General features: G+C 54.9%; 16 protein-coding genes. 14 read left to right on the top strand and 2 right to left on the bottom strand.

The window, feature by feature from the left end:
• The first annotated feature begins 28 nt into the window (after nt 1-28).
• Together ACOOFE_RS13745 and ACOOFE_RS13740 are read left to right on the top strand one after the other, a co-directional pair.
• Nucleotides 29-1636, top strand: a complete 1608-nt coding sequence (locus ACOOFE_RS13745; protein ID WP_420415445.1) for a peptidase domain-containing ABC transporter — start codon at nt 29-31, stop codon at nt 1634-1636.
• The gene (locus ACOOFE_RS13740) at nt 1633-3855 is read left to right on the top strand and encodes a peptidase domain-containing ABC transporter (protein ID WP_420415444.1); all 2223 of its coding nucleotides are present in this window, start codon (nt 1633-1635) and stop codon (nt 3853-3855) included. Before ACOOFE_RS13745 ends, ACOOFE_RS13740 begins: the two co-directional genes overlap by 4 nt.
• A gap of 14 nt (nt 3856-3869) precedes the next feature.
• On the opposite strand, the gene ACOOFE_RS13735 is transcribed toward ACOOFE_RS13740, so the two are convergent.
• Both ACOOFE_RS13735 and ACOOFE_RS13730 read right to left on the bottom strand, forming a co-directional pair.
• Nucleotides 3870-4772, bottom strand: coding sequence for a hypothetical protein (locus tag ACOOFE_RS13735; protein ID WP_420415443.1), 903 nt, complete (start codon nt 4770-4772; stop codon nt 3870-3872).
• Nucleotides 4773-4960: 188 nt separating this feature from the next.
• Nucleotides 4961-5716: an IclR family transcriptional regulator gene (locus ACOOFE_RS13730; protein ID WP_420415442.1), complete on the bottom strand. Its 756-nt coding sequence runs from the start codon at nt 5714-5716 to the stop codon at nt 4961-4963.
• 175 nt (nt 5717-5891) lie between these two features.
• Between ACOOFE_RS13730 and ACOOFE_RS13725 the strand changes: the two genes are divergently transcribed.
• The 12 genes from ACOOFE_RS13725 to ACOOFE_RS13670 all read left to right on the top strand — a co-directional run bounded on the left by ACOOFE_RS13725 (nt 5892) and on the right by ACOOFE_RS13670 (nt 16597).
• Nucleotides 5892-6731, top strand: a complete 840-nt coding sequence (locus ACOOFE_RS13725) for a cyclase family protein (RefSeq protein WP_141186846.1) — start codon at nt 5892-5894, stop codon at nt 6729-6731.
• Between the two features lie 61 nt (nt 6732-6792).
• Entirely contained in the window at nt 6793-7140 is a 348-nt protein-coding gene (locus ACOOFE_RS13720) for a cupin domain-containing protein (RefSeq protein ID WP_420415441.1), read from the top strand.
• Nucleotides 7140-7940 carry an SDR family NAD(P)-dependent oxidoreductase gene (locus ACOOFE_RS13715; protein WP_420415440.1) on the top strand — a complete coding sequence of 267 codons (801 nt, stop codon included), beginning with the start codon at nt 7140-7142 and terminating at the stop codon, nt 7938-7940. Before ACOOFE_RS13720 ends, ACOOFE_RS13715 begins: the two co-directional genes overlap by 1 nt.
• A complete protein-coding gene (locus tag ACOOFE_RS13710; protein WP_420415439.1) occupies nt 7941-8867 on the top strand; it encodes a 3-hydroxyacyl-CoA dehydrogenase family protein in 927 nt (308 codons plus the stop codon).
• Nucleotides 8868-8908: 41 nt separating this feature from the next.
• Nucleotides 8909-10195 (top strand): ABC transporter substrate-binding protein, encoded by a 1287-nt coding sequence (locus ACOOFE_RS13705; protein ID WP_420415438.1) that lies wholly within the window; start codon nt 8909-8911, stop codon nt 10193-10195.
• A 60-nt stretch (nt 10196-10255) separates the two neighbouring features.
• Nucleotides 10256-10984: an ABC transporter ATP-binding protein gene (locus ACOOFE_RS13700; protein WP_420415437.1), complete on the top strand. Its 729-nt coding sequence runs from the start codon at nt 10256-10258 to the stop codon at nt 10982-10984.
• Complete coding sequence (locus tag ACOOFE_RS13695; RefSeq protein WP_420415436.1) at nt 10971-11681, top strand: ABC transporter ATP-binding protein; 711 nt, start codon at nt 10971-10973, stop codon at nt 11679-11681. The genes ACOOFE_RS13700 and ACOOFE_RS13695 overlap by 14 nt, the downstream gene beginning before the upstream one ends.
• A 1-nt stretch (nt 11682) precedes the next feature.
• Nucleotides 11683-12546, top strand: a complete 864-nt coding sequence (locus ACOOFE_RS13690; RefSeq protein ID WP_141186840.1) for a branched-chain amino acid ABC transporter permease — start codon at nt 11683-11685, stop codon at nt 12544-12546.
• 2 nt (nt 12547-12548) lie between these two features.
• Complete coding sequence (locus tag ACOOFE_RS13685; protein ID WP_420415435.1) at nt 12549-13568, top strand: branched-chain amino acid ABC transporter permease; 1020 nt, start codon at nt 12549-12551, stop codon at nt 13566-13568.
• 9 nt (nt 13569-13577) lie between these two features.
• On the top strand, nt 13578-14513 hold the full coding sequence (locus ACOOFE_RS13680; RefSeq protein ID WP_420415434.1) for a 3-keto-5-aminohexanoate cleavage protein: 936 nt from the start codon (nt 13578-13580) through the stop codon (nt 14511-14513).
• Nucleotides 14514-14870: 357 nt separating this feature from the next.
• Nucleotides 14871-15593, top strand: coding sequence for a hypothetical protein (locus ACOOFE_RS13675; protein WP_420415433.1), 723 nt, complete (start codon nt 14871-14873; stop codon nt 15591-15593).
• Nucleotides 15594-15868: 275 nt separating this feature from the next.
• Entirely contained in the window at nt 15869-16597 is a 729-nt protein-coding gene (locus ACOOFE_RS13670; RefSeq protein ID WP_420415432.1) for a substrate-binding periplasmic protein, read from the top strand.
• Nucleotides 16598-16626: the final 29 nt, after the last annotated feature.

Genomic DNA, 16626 nt, shown 5'->3' with positions numbered 1-16626 from the left:
GATATTTGCGAACGTCCTGGGGCTGGCAATGCCCTTGGCGATTTTACAGGTTTACGACCGCGTCTTGCCGAATATGGCGACAGACACTTTGCTTGTGCTGATGTCCGGCGTCGTTGTGGTTTTGATTGCGGATGCTGCGATCAAGATTTCCCGGGTCGCTGTCGTTGGGCGTTTGGGGGCAGGATTTAACCATCAGGCCCATATGGAATTGTTCCGCCGCATATTGGATGCCGAGCCGGACAGCTTGGCAAAGACACCTGTTTCTGTGCAGGTCCACCAACTGCGATCTTTGCAATCGGTGTCCGACCACTACGGTGATCAGGCTCGCTTGTTGGCAATCGACTTGCCTGCTGGGGGAATTTATCTGGCGGTTTTGATTTTCATTGGTGGACCGTTGGCGTTTGTGCCGGTGGTGCTTTTGTGCGGTTTCATGTTGTTCGCGTTGCGGCGGAACAAAGAGCTGCAAACGGTTGTTGCCGAGCGCGCCGCTCAAGACGACCGCAAGTCCGATTTTGTGCTGGAGGTTCTGACTGGCGCCAAGACTGTCAAAGCGCAGGCGATGGAAGCGCTTATTATGCGCCGGTTCGAGCGATTGCAGAAAGCGGCGGCCGAACTCAGTGCCCGGTACATGCGGCTTGCGGGCCAGGCGCGCGACGGTTCATCCCTTTTCGGAACCATGACCACTGTGTTTGTGGTTCTTTGCGGCGCCGCAATGGTGATTGAAGGGCAGTTCAGCATCGGCGGTGTGGCTGCCGCGACACTGCTTTCCGGCCAATTCATTCAGCCGTTCTTGCGGGCTATCAATCAGTGGACGGACTTGCAACGGCTGAAACACGATTATGGCCAGGTGCGAAATCTTTTTGAACTGTCGGAAGCCGGCGAACGCCAGCCGGTTCTTGGTGAAAACGACGGTTCAATTGTCCTGCAGAATGTTTCTTATCAGAGCAAAGGGGACGATGCGGAGCTTCTGATCAACGATCTCAGCCTTACGGTTCAGCCGGGCAAATTTATCGGGATCAAAGAAACCGACGGCAGTGGTCTTTCCTACTTGATGAAACTCCTGAATGGGGAGTTGCAGCCGACAAGCGGCCAAATCCTGATTGGGGGTCATGATTATTCCGGCTTGATGCAACACGCCTTGCGGGCCCAGGTCGCCTGTGTTGACAGTGAAGCTGCGATTTTCAATGGAACTATATTAGAGAACATCACAATGTTCGGGTCTGTTGCCGACATTTCTCATGCCCGCATGGCAGCTCAATTGATTGGATTTGAAAAAGAAATTCACCTTTTGCCCAAGGGGTATGAGACCACACTTGGCGGGGATCTCGGTGGAAAGATGCCGACGTCGACCTTGCAACGGGTGGCCATTGCCCGCGCGCTCGCAAGTGAACCAAAAATTCTTATTCTCAACGAAGCAAATGCCCATCTGGACCAGGATGCGGAAAAAGGTTTGATTGCAGCTCTTCATCGACTCAAGGGCTATTTGACGGTTGTAATCGTCACACACCGGCCTTCGCTGCTGGCCGTTGCTGATCAGCAGTTCGAATTTACCAACGGTGCGTTGAAAACGCAGGAAGCAAGCCCGCCAAAAACGGAAACCGTCATGCGGCCTGTTTCCTTGGAGATGTCAGCATGAGCCGGCCGTTATTTGATCTGAAGGACGCAGGCCCGCAGGGCGCCGCTGGTTTCAGTTCCTTATCCAGTATTGATCGGGATGACGCAGAAGACGCCTGGGACAGCGCATTGCCCGGAGCTGGGGACGGGGATCGAACACCTGCGGAAAAGTGTTTGATACCGCTCTTGCGCGAAATGCACTGGCAAGGCAATGACCGCTTGTTATTCGAAGCTTTGCCGCACTTTGACCGGGTTGCGACCATTCAGAATTTGCGCGCCGTCTTGGCTCGGCTGAATATCCAAACGGCGCAAATAACCGCCCGGACATCGGTTCTGAATGAAAGCCAGTTGCCCTGTTTGCGGTTGGTTGGCGACGACGTTCAGGTCGTGGCCAATCGGACAGAATCTGGCGAATACCGGGTCTATTCTGGCCTGGAAGGCGGGGCTGTCTTGGTGACAGCCGTTGAGCTTGGCAAATCTCAGCTCTTTTCGGTTAAGGAAGAGAGCGAAGAGGATCGGCAGACTGCGAACAAACGCAGCTGGTTTTCCCAAGTCACCCGGCAGTTCCGCGGCAGTATCTTGTCAATCCTTGGAATGGGGCTGGTGCTCAACCTGCTGGCTCTCGGACCGCCGCTCTTCATCATGGCGATTTATGACCGGGCCATGGGAGCAAAAGCCTTTGATGTGTTGCTGACCATGGCGGTTGGCATCGGCATTATTGTTTTGTCCGAAATCGCCTTAAGGCGGACGAAATCAAAATTGCAGGCCTATCTGGGCGGCCGCATTGACGCCATTGTCGGCAATAAAACGTTCGAGCGGATCATGCACTTGCCGTATTCGATGCTTTCCGAAGCGCCGATTGGCACTCAAGTTATGCGGCTGCGCTATTTCGACAGCGTGCGCGATATTTTCCAAAGTTCGCTATTTAACGCAATCGTGGATCTTCCGTTCAGCGTGATCTTCATTCTGGCGATCTATCTGATCGGCGGTGCTGCAGCTGCCCCGCCTTTGATTTTGCTCGGAATTTATACCTTCATGGCGATTTACGTGTTGCCGAAGGTTCAAAAGGAAGTTGCGGCCGTTGGCGAACAGAAGTCCAAGCTGAACAGTTTTGTTATCGAGACGTTCCGCAATCAGCGCGCCTTGCGCAACATGTCGGCAGAAGATCTGTGGCTCGACCGGTTTTCGGCAATGTCGGCCAATTTCAACCGGCTCAACATTCATGCGCGCCACTTGACCCAAGTGCTGCAAATTGTTTCGCAGACTATGATGACCATCTGCGGGATTTTGGTGTTGGGCATAGGTGCGCTTGCCGTGATGAACGGCGATATGAGCATGGGCGCTTTGATCGCGACCATGGCGCTGTCCTGGCGGGTTCTCAACCCCATGAACCAGGCCTTCTTGAGCATTACGCAATTGGCGCAAAGCCGGACCGTGATCGAGCAGATCAACAATCTGATGCAGGTTCCGCTGGAACGCCAGCCGGGCCATTTGCCCAAGATCACCCGTGAAATAAAAGGCGACCTGAAAATCTCGTCGCTGGTGTTGCGCTATCCCGGCGCCAGCGAAGCGGCGCTGAAGGGGCTCGATCTTGTTGTAAAGGACGGCGAGACGCTGGCAACGACCGGACCGAGCGGTTCCGGGAAAACGGCGATCTTTCAAGCCATTACTGGCTTGTTCCAGCCTCAAGTTGGCTCGATCCTGTTTGATGGGCTGGATGTGCGCCAGCTGGACGCCGGTGAATGGCGGGCTTCAATAGGCTACGCCTCTGATGATCTCGATTTCTTTTACGGCACCGTCAAACAAAATCTTCTCTTGGCCGATCCTGGTGCGCGGGATGCAGATCTTTACCAAGTGACGGATGAACTGGGGCTGCTGCAATACCTGAATGAAAACTACGAAGGCCTGGAGACCCGGCTGAATGGCGAGGTTCTGCGGCGAATCCCCAAAAACATGCAACAGCGGATCGTTCTGGCGCGGGCCTTTATCAAAAAGGCACCGCTTTACCTGTTTGACAATCCAGGCACCTATCTCGACTTTGAGGGTGACAAACGCTTCATGGAGATGATCCGGAACCTTCATGGCAAGGCGACTGTGATCATGAGTACCCAGCGTCCAAGCCACATGAAAATCGCGGACCGGGTGGCGATCATTAAATCTGGTCAGATCGCAATGGTGGGCACACCGGAACAGATCATTCCGGTGATAATGGGCACACCTCAACAGGCGAAAGCCGGCTGAACGCCGTTTAGCGGTCAGTCCACAAGATCAGGCTCTGGTATCAGGTTCAAAGCGCCGATGGCTTTTTGAACATCGTCCGGCCAAATCCAGATGCGGTATTGCAACGGCACGTCCATGTAGCTTTCTGGACCATAAAGCTTGCGGTCGCGCATGTCGGCTGCATAGCGGGAGCGCCATTTGTAGCGGTCTTTGCCGGTTACGCTGTCCCCGTCGACGATCTTTTTGGTGATCGAATAGAGTTTTTCGCACATCCGGTATTCATAGGCTGGCAGGAAATTTTCCGTGCCATATTGCCCGCGATTTTCATTTGCTGCCTTTGTTGCAAGATCCAGATAAAGCGGCAGGTCCAATTCGCCAGGAATATTGGGAAACAGGATGAAGGGCGCCGCCCAGCCGCTGCCGACCAGATCGAGATTGAAGGTTGCGCGCTCGCGGCGGCTCATGGTGTCCCGTTCTTTGCGTGTATAGGAGGGCGAGACATAGGCTAATAGGCGGTTGTAGTTGTCGAAAGCCTTGTCAGCGGTTGCCATAAAAAGCTTGCGCTTGCTGCCGGTTGGCCGGGTCAGGCGTTCGTTGATCCGATTTTTGAACCAGGCGCTGGCCGCTGACCCTTGTTCAAACTGCAGCGTACCTGCAGTACCCGTCTTCAACCGCGGAAGAATGTAGGTAGCAAACTTACTTGAAACCGGAGCTTTGCCGTCTTCGATCCAGCCGGCAAGTTCAAGAAACTTGGCATCGACCTTGGCCGCGCCGTTTTCTGATCGGGCCGTAACCTCAGGGGTGTCTATCGACAGCATCCGGATGGGCATGCGGATGTTGGGCGTGTCGCCATCACTGACATCGGTTAGTGCGCGGGAGCCGAGATTGGGCATAACCGCGCCGGCGGGGGACCAGAGAACTTGAATGGGATCAAACATGACGAGAACCTTCTTTTAAAAAACAAAGAAGGGCAAAGTTGTGTGGCAGTCTTGTGACAACCTCGGCGATGGGAGCCTGGTCCCGAGTTTTGTTAAGTCAGGAGCATTGTTTTCAAAATAAACTCTACTGGTATCAAACTTAGTCAAGTTTGTTTCGAAGCCGGAGTGAAAGGGGCGTCCCGGATGCTTCAGATCAACCGCTTTATTTCCTCACGCGTTTGTAAGAGCAGCTCCGCCAATTTGTCCTTCATGGCGTCAAACCGATGAGACGGAACCGGAACCGAGACCGCATAGATAAGGCCCATTGGATCAGAAAACGCAAAACCGGCCGCTGAGATCCCGTCTGTGTGTTCCATATAATCCCAGGCAATACCAGTTACCCGAACATCCTCGATTTCCTTCAAAAAGGCGGAGAGGGGACGGGCGTCCTCGCCGGCAGCTTTAAGTTCCGGGGCAGCAATTGTGACCAGCTGATCATCATCCATGAGGGCCAGAACCGCCTTGCCGTTTGCGGTTGTGGTCATGGGAAAAACCTCGCCTACCGCAGAGACGGTTCTAAGGCGGTGCGATCCGATCACCTGATCGACGAAAACCATATGATCATCCCGGAAAACGGCTAGGTCGACGGTTTCCTGAGTTGCTTTTGACAGTTCTGTGAGCACTGGCCTGACAAGCTCGGCCATATTGATACGTCCGGCTGCAGCGAGTGATTGGATTTCAGAACCAAGGCGCAATCCACCTTCGGCAGACGACGCCATGACAAGGCGCTCGGCAAGGAGGGCGTTGACAATTCTCTGTACCGTAGAGCGGGGCAGATGTACGCGCTCGGCTATTTGTCCAAGGCTCAATCCGGAATTGTCCAGTTTTAGGATGCGCAAAATCTCGGCTGCGCGGGAGATGACCTGAACGCCCTGATTCGATTGTGGTTTTCTCTCGATATTCATGGTTTTCCGCCCTCTAACCATCTCTGTCCATCCATATCGATCATGCCGCGATACAGACGATCTTTTCTGCATATAGGCAAGTTTTCCCGACCTGTCGAGAAATTCACTTGACCACAATATGATACATCTGTACCGTTTAGCAATACAGATTAGCTCTGACCGCCGGGAGGAAACGATGACGGTTACGATTCGCGGGATCGATTTTCAGGAAAACCTGAACAATGACATGGGTGTAGAGTTCTATAACCTCTCTCACCGCTACGGCTTCCAGTGCCCGAACTGGCCGTATTTCAAAGATGTGCAGATCGACCGGAAGCACTACATGGCCAAGTCCGGTGTGCTGTCTCAGACGATTACCACCACCATGCATGTGACGACTCACATCGATGCGCCGGCGCACGTGGTGCAGGGCACACCGTTCATTGATGAAGTTCCGCTACCGCACTTCTTTGGCTCAGGTCTCGTCGTCTCAATCCCGAAGGAAAAATGGGAGCCGATCACCGGTGACGATCTGGAAAAAGCCTGCGGTCATGCCATCCGCAAGAATGATGTGCTGATCATCAACACCGGCTGGCACAAGCAATATGAAGATGGCGACTATTTCGCCTACTGCCCGGGCCTTGTTCCGTCTGCCGCCGACTGGATGGTCGAAAAGGGCATCAAGGTGGTTGGCCACGACACCCAGGCCAACGACCACCCGCTGGCCACAGCCATCGGTCCGCAGCGCAATGGCCCCATCCTGCCGCACCTGGAAGAAGAATATAAGGAATGGTCCGGCGGCCGCGATTGGAAGGACGATTTTCCCGAGTGGGAGCCGGTCCATCAGAAGCTTTTCAGCAACGGTATCCTCGGTATTGAAAATGTCGGCGGCGACCTTGATGCGGTCACCGGCAAACGCTGCACCTTTGCCTTCTTCCCATGGAACTGGGACCGCGGTGACGGCTGCATCATCCGCCTGGTGGCAATGATCGACAAGGGCCAGCAGTACCGCATTGAAGCGGGCGAATCCTTCTAATTGAAAATTGTACCGGCCGCTTTTGCGGCCGGGCATCCAGCACAGCCTCTGGGAGGAGCAGATGCATATCAAGCGTTTTGAGGACGCTGCGCCTTATGAGGCGCCCAACCATCGCGATGTGGTTGGATTACGGCTTCAGGGATTTGAAGACGGCGGCCCGGAAAACCAATGGGTAGGCCTCAGTCAATTTCTTCCCGGTGGTGGTGCTGGACCCGATTCAACACCCTTTGAAAAGGTCTATGTCGTTCTTGAAGGCGAAATGACCGTTGAGACAGGTGGTTCGGAAGCCGTTTTGAACAAATACGACAGCTGCACCATCGCGCCGGGGGAAGTGAGAACCCTGGAAAATCGGTCCAATCATACTTGCACGATGCTGGTCGTCATTCCCTATCCGCCGGAGGCAAACTAATGGCAGACAGCTGGAAAAATCCTTTAGGCATGTTTGATGTTGCCGGAAAAGTGGCATTGATTACGGGTGCATCCGGTGCCTTTGGCGCGGTTGCTGCCAAGGCTCTGGCCGGGGCTGGCTGCAAGTTGGTCCTGGCGGCGGGTAATGAGGCCGCTTTGGCCGAGGTCGCTGGCGAATGCGAAAACCTCGGTGCAGAAGTTGCTCAAGTTGCAATCCGCCCGAGCGATGAAGCGGCCTGCACCCGGCTAGTGGATGTGGCTACGGAAAAGTTCGGAGCGCTGGATATACTGGTCGTCGCCTCCGGCATGAACAAAGTTGCCAAGATCGATGCGCTGACACCAGGCGACTTCGAAGGCGTGATGGATGCCAATGTCACCCAGTCCTGGCTTTTGGCGCGGGCTGCAACCGTTCAGATGAAAACCCAGGAAACCGGCGGCAAGATTGTTCTTGTCTCCTCGGCCCGCGGTCTATTGGGGCACCCGGCCGGTTATACGGCTTATTGCGCTTCAAAAGCTGCGGTTGACGGCATCACCAAGGCCCTTGGCTGCGAGCTCGGTGAAGACAACATCACTGTCAACGCCATCGCGCCGACCGTATTCCGTTCTCCGCTGACCGCCTGGATGTTTGAAGACGACGACAAGGCCAAGGGGTTCCGTGACGGTTTCCTGGCCCGCGTGCCGAAAGGCCGCTTGGGCGAGCCGGAAGACCTGATCGGTCCGTTGCTCTTCCTGTCGTCCCGGGCATCCGATTTCTACACCGGGCATATTCTTTATGCCGACGGTGGATATACGGCGGGTTAGATGATGGCAGCGGCACTCAACATATCCGTTCTTGGCGCTGGACTTATGGGGCATGGCATTGCCCTGACCTTTGCCCGCGCCGGGCATCAGGTGAAGGTTTATGATCCCTTTGCCGAGAGCTTGGAGGCTCTGCATGGCCGGGTGGCCGCCAGCCTGGAGGCAATGGGCGTCACCAATGGCGCGCTCAAGGAAACGCTGGAGCGCATTCACGCCAAAGGTGAAATCAGCGCCTGTGTCGCAGAAACTGATTTTGTCTTTGAAGCAGCACCTGAAAAGCCGGAGTTAAAAAAGGCTCTGTTCAAGGATGTTGAACAGCATGCACCGCTCAGCGCTATCCTGTGCTCCAACACGTCCGTTATTCCGATCACCACCATCATGTCGGACCTGACGGACAAGAGCCGGGCGGTTGGTACCCACTGGTGGAACCCGCCGCACATGATCCCGTTGGTGGAGGTGATCCGGACGGGGTGGACCTCGGAGACGACGATCGAGGAGACGGTCAATCTGCTGGATGCGGTCGGCAAAACACCGGTCCGGGTGGAAAAGGACGTCGCCGGGTTTATCGGCAACCGTCTGCAGCACGCCATGTGGCGCGAGGCCATTTATCTCGTAGAAAGCGGCGTGTGTACCGCAGAGGCGGTTGATCAGGTGGTCAATGCCAGTTTCGGGCGGCGCCTGTCGGTGCTTGGGCCTCTCGCCAATGCGGATCTGGTCGGCACGGATCTGACCCTCGACATTCATGAAAACGTTTTGGCCGACTTGGACAGCCGGCCGGCACCTTCCCCTTATCTGCGCGAGCTGGTCGACGCCGGCAAGCTTGGCATGAAAAGCGGCGAAGGTTTCATGAGCTGGACACCGGAGGAGGCGGATGAGGTCCGCCAAAGTGTTGCAGCTCACCTGCGGAGGCTTGAAACGATCTTAACGTAACGGTTTGCGCACCACACCAGGCTCATCCGGGAGGAGTGACGATGACGCTGAATGGGAAGAAACTAAATATCAGCCGCCGCGGTTTTTTGGGCGGAGCAACAGCTGCATTGGCCGCACCGGCCATCCTGACAAGGACCCGCGCCTACGCGGCAGATCCGGTCATCAAGATTGGCCATGTCAGCCCGCGCACCGGGCCGCTGGCCGGATTCGCCGAAGCCGATGATTATGTCCTTGAAGGTATCAAGGCAGCGCTTTCGGGCGGGATTGAAAACAATGGCAAGACCTATCAGGTCGAGATCCTGTCAAAAGACAGCCAATCGAACCCGAACCGGGCTGCGGAAGTTGCCTCTGAACTGATCCTTGGCGAAGAAGTTGACATCATTGTAGCAGCCTCTACACCCGACACCACCAACCCGGTCTCGGATCAGGCTGAACTCAACGAAGTTCCCTGCATCACCACCGATTGCCCTTGGCAGCCGTACTTCTTTGGCCGGAACGGCGATCCGGCGGTCGGCTTCGATTACACCTACCATTTCTTCTGGGGCCTGGAAGACGTCATCAATGCCTTCCTCGATCTTTGGGGGCAAAGCGGTGCCGCAAAAACCGTAGGCGGTTTGTTCCCGAATGATGCCGATGGCAATGCGTGGGGCGACGAAATTCATGGTTTCCCGCCAGCGCTGGCCGGGCAGGGCTTTCAGCTGGTTGATCCGGGCCGGTATCAGCCTTTGACAGATGATTTCACATCACAGATATCCGCTTTCAAGGAAGCCGGCTGTGAGATCGTCACCGGCAATATGATCCCGCCGGACTTTGGCACCTTCTGGTCCCAAGCGGCGCAGCAGGGGTTCCATCCGAAGGTGGTGACCATCGGCAAGGCACTGCTGTTCCCGTCGGTGATTGAATCGCTTGGCGATCGCGGGGACGGTTTGACCTCTGAAATCTGGTGGTCGCCGGATCATCCGTTCTCCTCTTCGCTGACGGGTGTCAGCGCGAAAGATCTGGCGAATGGCTATACGGCTGCTTCCAACCGGCCATGGACCCAACCGATTGGCTTCAAACACGCCTTGTTTGAAGTGACATCGGACGTCATCCGGCGGTCGGCGGACCTTGAAGATCCAGCGGCGATCCTCGATGCAATCAGAAAAACAAAACTATCGACCGTCGTTGGCCCGGTGGATTGGAGCAGCGGACCGGTGCGGAACGTAACCAAAACGCCTCTTGTTGCCGGTCAGTGGCAAAAAGGCGCGGACGGGTTCGATCTTGTCATCACCGCGAACCGCAGTGCACCTTTCATACCCACCACAGGTGAACTGAAACTCCTGTCCTAACCCCGGGATTGGCGCACAGCCATTGTCGGCTGTGCGCCGCCAGTCAAGTTGAAGGTATCCATGTCAGCGGTTTTAGAACTGAACGGCGTTTCCAAGGCATATGGTGCGATCACCGTCGCCGACGATCTGACCTACAAGCTTGGTCATGGCGAAGCACTCGGGGTGATCGGGCCGAACGGCGCGGGCAAGACCTCCATGTTCAATCTGATTACTGGAACCGTCCGCGCCGACAGCGGCCAGGTGTTTCTAGATGGCCAGGATGTTACGCGCCATTCCGCTGCAAAACGGTGCAGGGCAGGGGTGGCCCGGTCCTTTCAAATTCCGCAGCCGTTTTCTGGAATGACCGTATTTGAAAACACGCTGGTCGCAGCCACCCACGGGACACAAAACAGCTTGGCCGAAGCCAACCGGCATTGCCTGGAGGTTCTGGAGCTGACGGGGCTGATCGGCAAGGCCAATGACCTTTCTGGCAAACTGACACTGTTGGGCCGCAAGCGCCTGGAGTTGGCGCGCGCCCTCTGCGCAAGGCCGAAGGTTTTGCTTTTGGATGAGATCGCCGGAGGGCTGACCGAAAAGGAATGCCACGATCTGGTTGAGACCATCAACACCATCCGAAAAACCGGTCTGTCCATCATCTGGATTGAGCATATCGTGCATGCGCTCCTCTCCGTCGTTGACCGGCTGATTGTGATCGACTTCGGCAAGAAGATTGCGGAAGGCGATCCCAAGGAAACCATGGCCAGCCAGGCAGTTCAGGAAATCTATATGGGAGTGGATGCTGATGCCTGAGGCTCTCTTGTCGACAAAGGGGTTGGAAGCGCACTACGGCGACTTCCAGGCCCTGTTCGGTATCTCCATCGATGTGTATCCCGGCGAAGTGATCGCCGTGATTGGTGCCAATGGCGCCGGCAAGACCACCTTGATGCGCTCGATCACCGGACTTTTGCAGAACAAGCCCGACATGGTTCAATGGCGCGGCGAGGCAATAGGTGCGCTACGGGCCGACCAGGTCGCCCACCGCGGCCTTGCCATGGTGCCGGAAGGCCGGCAGCTGTTTCAGTCTTTGTCGGTTGAAGAAAACCTGATCATCGGCGGACAAATGGGGCGCAAAGGACCCTGGTCGCTTGAGAAGGTCTTTGAGCTCTTCCCGATCCTGAAAGAACGGCGGAACGTACCATCCACCGCGCTGTCCGGCGGGCAGCAGCAAATGGTTGCGATCGGCCGGGCACTGATGTCCAATCCGGAAATTCTTCTCTTTGACGAGATCAGTCTTGGTCTCGCACCCATCGTCATCAAGTCCATCTACGACGCGCTGCCCGCCATCATCGGCGAGGGCATGAGCGCGATTATCGTGGAACAGGACATTGCCAAGGCTCTGAGTGTCTCAAGCCGTGTTTATTGCATCCAGGAAGGCCGCATTTCACTGGAAGGCGCGCCGGATACGCTGACCCGTGAGCAGGTTAGCGCCGCCTATTTCGGAGTTTGAGATGGATTGGATCAACGCCATCGTCCAAGGGATCTTGCTTGGCGGGCTTTATGCGCTCTTTGCCGCTGGTCTCTCGCTGATCTTCGGGGTCATGCGACTGGTGAACATCGCCCACGGCGACTTTATCGTCCTGGCAGCTTTCCTTGGACTGTCCATTACATCCGTGCTGGGTGTTTCGCCGTTGATGGCGCTGTTTCTTGTCGTGCCGCTGATGGGGGCAATTGGATATGTGTTGCAGCGCGGTGTCCTCAACCAGACACTCGGCGACGACATCCTGCCACCGCTTCTCGTGACCTTTGGCCTGTCCGTGATTATCCAGAATGGCCTTCTGGAAGTCTACAGTGCCGATCCGCAAAAGATGAGCGCCGGGGCCATTGAAACAGCCAGCATCGCAGTGCCCGGAGGGATCAACATCGGTGTGCTACCGCTGCTGATGTTTATTGTCGCCGTGGCGGTGATCGCTGGACTTCAATGGGTGTTTTACCGCTCCGCGCTTGGGCGGGCGTTCCGGGCGGTGTCCGACAAACAGGACATTGCCCAGCTGATGGGTCTCAACAAGGCGCATGTCTTTGGCCTAGCGATGGCCTTGGCGCTCGCTGTTGTCGGGATTGCAGGCGTGTTTCTTGGCATCCGCACCAGCTTTGACCCGTCAATCGGGCCAGGCCGTCTGATCTTTGGCTTTGAAGCGGTGATTATCGGCGGGCTCGGCAACCTTTGGGGCACCTTGATCGGCGGCATCATCCTCGGTGTCAGTCAAAACATCGGCGCCCAGATCAATCCGGGATGGCAGCTTCTTGCCGGCCATATCGCCTTCCTGTTTGTCCTTGCCGTGCGCCCGCGTGGCCTGTTTCCGAGGATCGACTGATCATGTCAGACGCAACTTACTCCATTTCGCGATCCTCTTCGGCAAGCCGGGCTGGCGCTGTTATTGGTGTTCTGGTCCTTGTTGGCCTTATCGCCGCACCCTGGTGGGCCGGACGAGCTGACCTGCGCCTTTTCAGCGAGATATTCCTTTATCTTTCGCTTGCCTGTCTTTGGAACCTCTTGGCCGGATATGCCGGTCTGGTTTCGGTCGGTCAGCAGGCGTTTGTCGGTTTTGGCGGTTACATGCTGTTTGCGCTGGCAATGTTCACCGGCATGTCGCCGCTGGCCGCCATTCCGCTTGCCGGTGTTCTCGGGGCGTTGATTGCCGTTCCGGTCGCCCTGCTGATCTTCCGTTTGCGCGGGGCCTATTTCGCTATTGGAACCTGGGTAATTGCGGAAGTGTTCCGCCTGTCTTTCGCGCAAGTCTCAGCGCTTGGTGGTGGGTCCGGCACCAGTCTGCCGATCGCAGTAGTCAAATCGATGGCCTCCAGCCGGTCGATGCGGGAAGCCACCACCTATTGGCTTGCGCTCGGTATGGCGGTTCTGGTGCTGACGGCGATTTATCTGCTGTTGCGATCCCGCAAAGGTTTGGCACTGACGGCGATCCGGGACAGTGAAATGGCGTCTCAAAGCTTTGGCATTGATATCTGGCGCAACAAGTTCTTCGTATATGTCGGAGCAGCCGGGCTTACGGCCATGACCGGTGCTCTGATCTTCCTGCAAAAGTTGAGAATTTCGCCGGATGCGGCCTTTAGCGTCAACGATTGGACAGCCTTCGTCATTTTCATCGTTGTCATTGGCGGTATCGGCACGCTGGAAGGTCCGATTATCGGGGTGATTGTCTTCTTCTTGCTGCGCGAACTGCTGGCAGATCTCGGCACCACCTATCTCCTGATCCTCGGGCTTGTTGCCATTGTCGTCATGCTGAAGGCGCCCAAGGGGATCTGGGGCATCATCAAGGACCGGACAGGGCTGGAACTTTTCCCGCTGTCGCGCCGTGTCGTCAAAACAGAAAAAGACTAGGAGAGGCGCATGGCCCGCAACAAACAAAAAACGATCATTACCTGCGCGGTGACAGGGGCGATCCACACGCCGACCATGTCCGATGCGCTGCCCTATACCTATGATGACATTGCAGCGCAGGCGATTGAAGCCGCGGAAGCTGGCGCATCGATCCTGCATCTTCATGCCCGCAACAATGAAACCGGTGCGCCGTCGGTCGATCCAGCGGACTTCGCCCCCTTCCTGCCGCGCATCAAACAGGCGACAGATGCGGTGATAAACATTTCGACCGGAGGTTCGCTGACGCTCTCCATCCAGGACCGGATCCGCCCGGCGGCGACTTTCAGCGCTGAAATGTGTTCCATGAACATGGGCAGCATGAATTTCTCATTCCATCCGCTCGCCAAACGGTACGACAGCTGGAAATTCGACTGGGAAAAGGATTATGTAGCCAATTCCGATGGCAATATCTTCCGCAACACCTTCAAGGACATTCAGGAAGCGGCCGAAACACTCGCGCCGCATGACATCAAGTTCGAGCATGAGTGTTATGACGTCGGCCACCTCTACAATCTGAAATTCTGCATGGATATCGGGCTTTTCAAGGCGCCGATCTTCATCCAGTTCGTCATGGGCATTTTGGGCGGTATTGGTGCGGACATCGACAATCTGGTCTTTATGAAAAAGACGGCTGACAAGCTCTTCGGTGACGATTACCGCTGGTCCATCCTGGCGGCTGGCAACGCCCAGATCCCAATGGCGACAACGGCGAGCCAGATGGGTGGCAATGTCCGCGTTGGCCTGGAAGACAGCCTCTTCATAAGCCGCGGGCAATTGGCAGAGTCCAACGCGCAGCAAGTCTCGAAAATCCGGCGGATCGTGGAAGAACTTGGGAATGAAGTTGCCACACCCGATGAGGCGCGCGAAATCCTGGATCTAAAGGGTGGCGACCGGACAGCTTTTTGATCCGGTTGCCGTTCCTCCAGTTTTGCCGGTTTCATTCGGGCACAGTTTGGGTCGTCACTTGGGAGATCCACCCCTGCAGTGTGAATCGATCAGATCGAACATCTGACAAAATCAAGTTGAACTGTGCCTGAAAATTTTTGTTCGGATTCAGATTGATGACAATATCAAGCATGCATTTACAAGGTGTTCGCATAGAATGTTAAGCGTATAATCTGAATAATATTAAATAAATAGAACATTGATATAATTTCACAAAGAAAATTACCTGATGGAATAGAGTAATACCTGGAATTGTTTATAAAAATACAGCAATTTTTGAAAGGCTGTCTCAGGTTCGATCCAGCTAGGGGTAAAACAATGCGGAATTTGATTTTGGCACTTGGTGTGGTCGCTTTGGCGGGAACCGCTCAAGCTACAGATGTAAAAATAAGCTTGGCCGAATTGCCGAATTTGTCGATCAAAACTGCCGACAATAAGGCCGACGGGCCTTATCCCAACTTGCTCAAACTGATCGACGAGTATTACGAAGGCGGCAGTTTCGAAATGGAGATTTTTGCTTTTGGCCGGTCTCTAAACAATATTCAGACCGGTGCCGCAGATGCACATGTTCCGCTCATCCAAACCGCGTCCGGAGACGGGCCAAATTTCCAATATGTTGATGAACCGCTCTGGAACGTCACGTTTGTTGTCTATTCTCGGAAGGACAATCCAATTTCCCGTGACGCTGATTTCAGCAAACTCAAAGTCGACACGTTGATTGGCCATGAACACTTCTTCGACTTTAAAGTAGGTGAAGTAACATCCATCGAGACCGGCCTAAAGAAACTCGTCAACAAACGCACTGATGCATTTATTAAGGAGCAGGACATCGTTGACAGCATGATCAAGGCCAATGGTTATGATACTGTCCATAGGGCGCTTTATGAGGTGTGGGGATCTTCGATGATCTTGCCGAAAACACCGGCAGGAGATGCCTTGAACGTGGCCATGACTGAAGCAATCCGTGCGGCTAAAAAAGACGAACGTTACAAGCCCACGGCTGAAAAGGTTCACAATCCCTACAACGACTGGCAGCCCTAATCGGATATCCAAACGATTGAGAACTGATTTTAAAAGCGCTTGGCCGGCAGATCGAAAAATCTCTGCCGGTTATTAAGACCTCACAGACGCCTTATGGGTCACTCATCCAAGCAAATCCGACATTTCAAAATGACATGGACTAATTCGGCAAAAACATTCAATAATTGCTATGCATAATAAGGCGCTATGATCAGCTAGGTGCCGGACAGAATTGATAGAATCTTTGAAGAAACAGGGCTGATTGAATTCCGGAAATCAGCCGGCAGGAGAGGGGCGTGAAGCGGTTACTCCTACTGATCTGTGTGTTTTTGGGGGTCGGCTCTGCTACAGCGGAGGACTTGAAGATCAGTTTGGCCGAAATTCCGCATCTTTCTTATTACGACAAAAACCATAAGTTGGTTGGCGCTTTTCCTGTGCTCTTGAAGCTCCTGGATGAACATTACGCCGCCGGCAACTTCAAACTGACAGCATTTCCATTTGGACGGTCCATCAACAATGTCATCGTTGGCAAAGCCGACGCCCATGTTCCGCTCATCAACACAGGTTCTGATACCGAGCAGCCATATCAGTATGTGGACGAACCGCTCCTAACAGTCACATTCGTGATCTATTCCCATATGGACAAGCCGGTTTCCAAAACCGCTGATCTCAGCCAACTTTCGATCGATACGGTCATTGGGCATCAGCAGTTCTTCAACTTCCCAATCGGTGAAGTTGTCGATTTTCAAACCGGCCTAAAGAAGGTCGTCAACAAACGGATAGACGCCTTTATTATGGAACAGGATGCTGGCGATAGTCTGATCCGATTGAACGGCTATAACACACTTCACCGGGCGCATTTCCGGACGTGGGATTCATCAATAGTTGTTGCAAGAAACGGGAGGGGCGCTGAATTGAACGCAAAACTCTCGGCGGCAATCCGGAATCTCAAGGCGGACCCACGCTACAAAGACGCCGCTCATGCTGTCCATGCGCCCTTCAAGGAGTGGCAACCGCACCAGTAGGTTTTGGGGCCGGCTGATTACCACGATAG

It is taken from the genome of Roseibium sp. (assembly GCF_965216085.1).
Lineage (GTDB): Bacteria > Pseudomonadota > Alphaproteobacteria > Rhizobiales > Stappiaceae > Roseibium.
This window is presented reverse-complemented; position numbering and strand designations above follow the sequence as displayed.

What these genes read in the sequence shown, in the direction of transcription:
- ACOOFE_RS13745 (WP_420415445.1), top strand. Translation starts at nt 29, where the DNA reads ATGCCCTTGGCGATTTTACAGGTTTACGACCGCGTCTTGCCGAATATG.
- ACOOFE_RS13740 (WP_420415444.1), top strand. Translation starts at nt 1,633, where the DNA reads ATGAGCCGGCCGTTATTTGATCTGAAGGACGCAGGCCCGCAGGGCGCC.
- ACOOFE_RS13735 (WP_420415443.1), bottom strand. Translation starts at nt 4,772, where the DNA reads ATGTTTGATCCCATTCAAGTTCTCTGGTCCCCCGCCGGCGCGGTTATG.
- ACOOFE_RS13730 (WP_420415442.1), bottom strand. Translation starts at nt 5,716, where the DNA reads ATGAATATCGAGAGAAAACCACAATCGAATCAGGGCGTTCAGGTCATC.
- ACOOFE_RS13725 (WP_141186846.1), top strand. Translation starts at nt 5,892, where the DNA reads ATGACGGTTACGATTCGCGGGATCGATTTTCAGGAAAACCTGAACAAT.
- ACOOFE_RS13720 (WP_420415441.1), top strand. Translation starts at nt 6,793, where the DNA reads ATGCATATCAAGCGTTTTGAGGACGCTGCGCCTTATGAGGCGCCCAAC.
- ACOOFE_RS13715 (WP_420415440.1), top strand. Translation starts at nt 7,140, where the DNA reads ATGGCAGACAGCTGGAAAAATCCTTTAGGCATGTTTGATGTTGCCGGA.
- ACOOFE_RS13710 (WP_420415439.1), top strand. Translation starts at nt 7,941, where the DNA reads ATGATGGCAGCGGCACTCAACATATCCGTTCTTGGCGCTGGACTTATG.
- ACOOFE_RS13705 (WP_420415438.1), top strand. Translation starts at nt 8,909, where the DNA reads ATGACGCTGAATGGGAAGAAACTAAATATCAGCCGCCGCGGTTTTTTG.
- ACOOFE_RS13700 (WP_420415437.1), top strand. Translation starts at nt 10,256, where the DNA reads ATGTCAGCGGTTTTAGAACTGAACGGCGTTTCCAAGGCATATGGTGCG.
- ACOOFE_RS13695 (WP_420415436.1), top strand. Translation starts at nt 10,971, where the DNA reads ATGCTGATGCCTGAGGCTCTCTTGTCGACAAAGGGGTTGGAAGCGCAC.
- ACOOFE_RS13690 (WP_141186840.1), top strand. Translation starts at nt 11,683, where the DNA reads ATGGATTGGATCAACGCCATCGTCCAAGGGATCTTGCTTGGCGGGCTT.
- ACOOFE_RS13685 (WP_420415435.1), top strand. Translation starts at nt 12,549, where the DNA reads ATGTCAGACGCAACTTACTCCATTTCGCGATCCTCTTCGGCAAGCCGG.
- ACOOFE_RS13680 (WP_420415434.1), top strand. Translation starts at nt 13,578, where the DNA reads ATGGCCCGCAACAAACAAAAAACGATCATTACCTGCGCGGTGACAGGG.
- ACOOFE_RS13675 (WP_420415433.1), top strand. Translation starts at nt 14,871, where the DNA reads ATGCGGAATTTGATTTTGGCACTTGGTGTGGTCGCTTTGGCGGGAACC.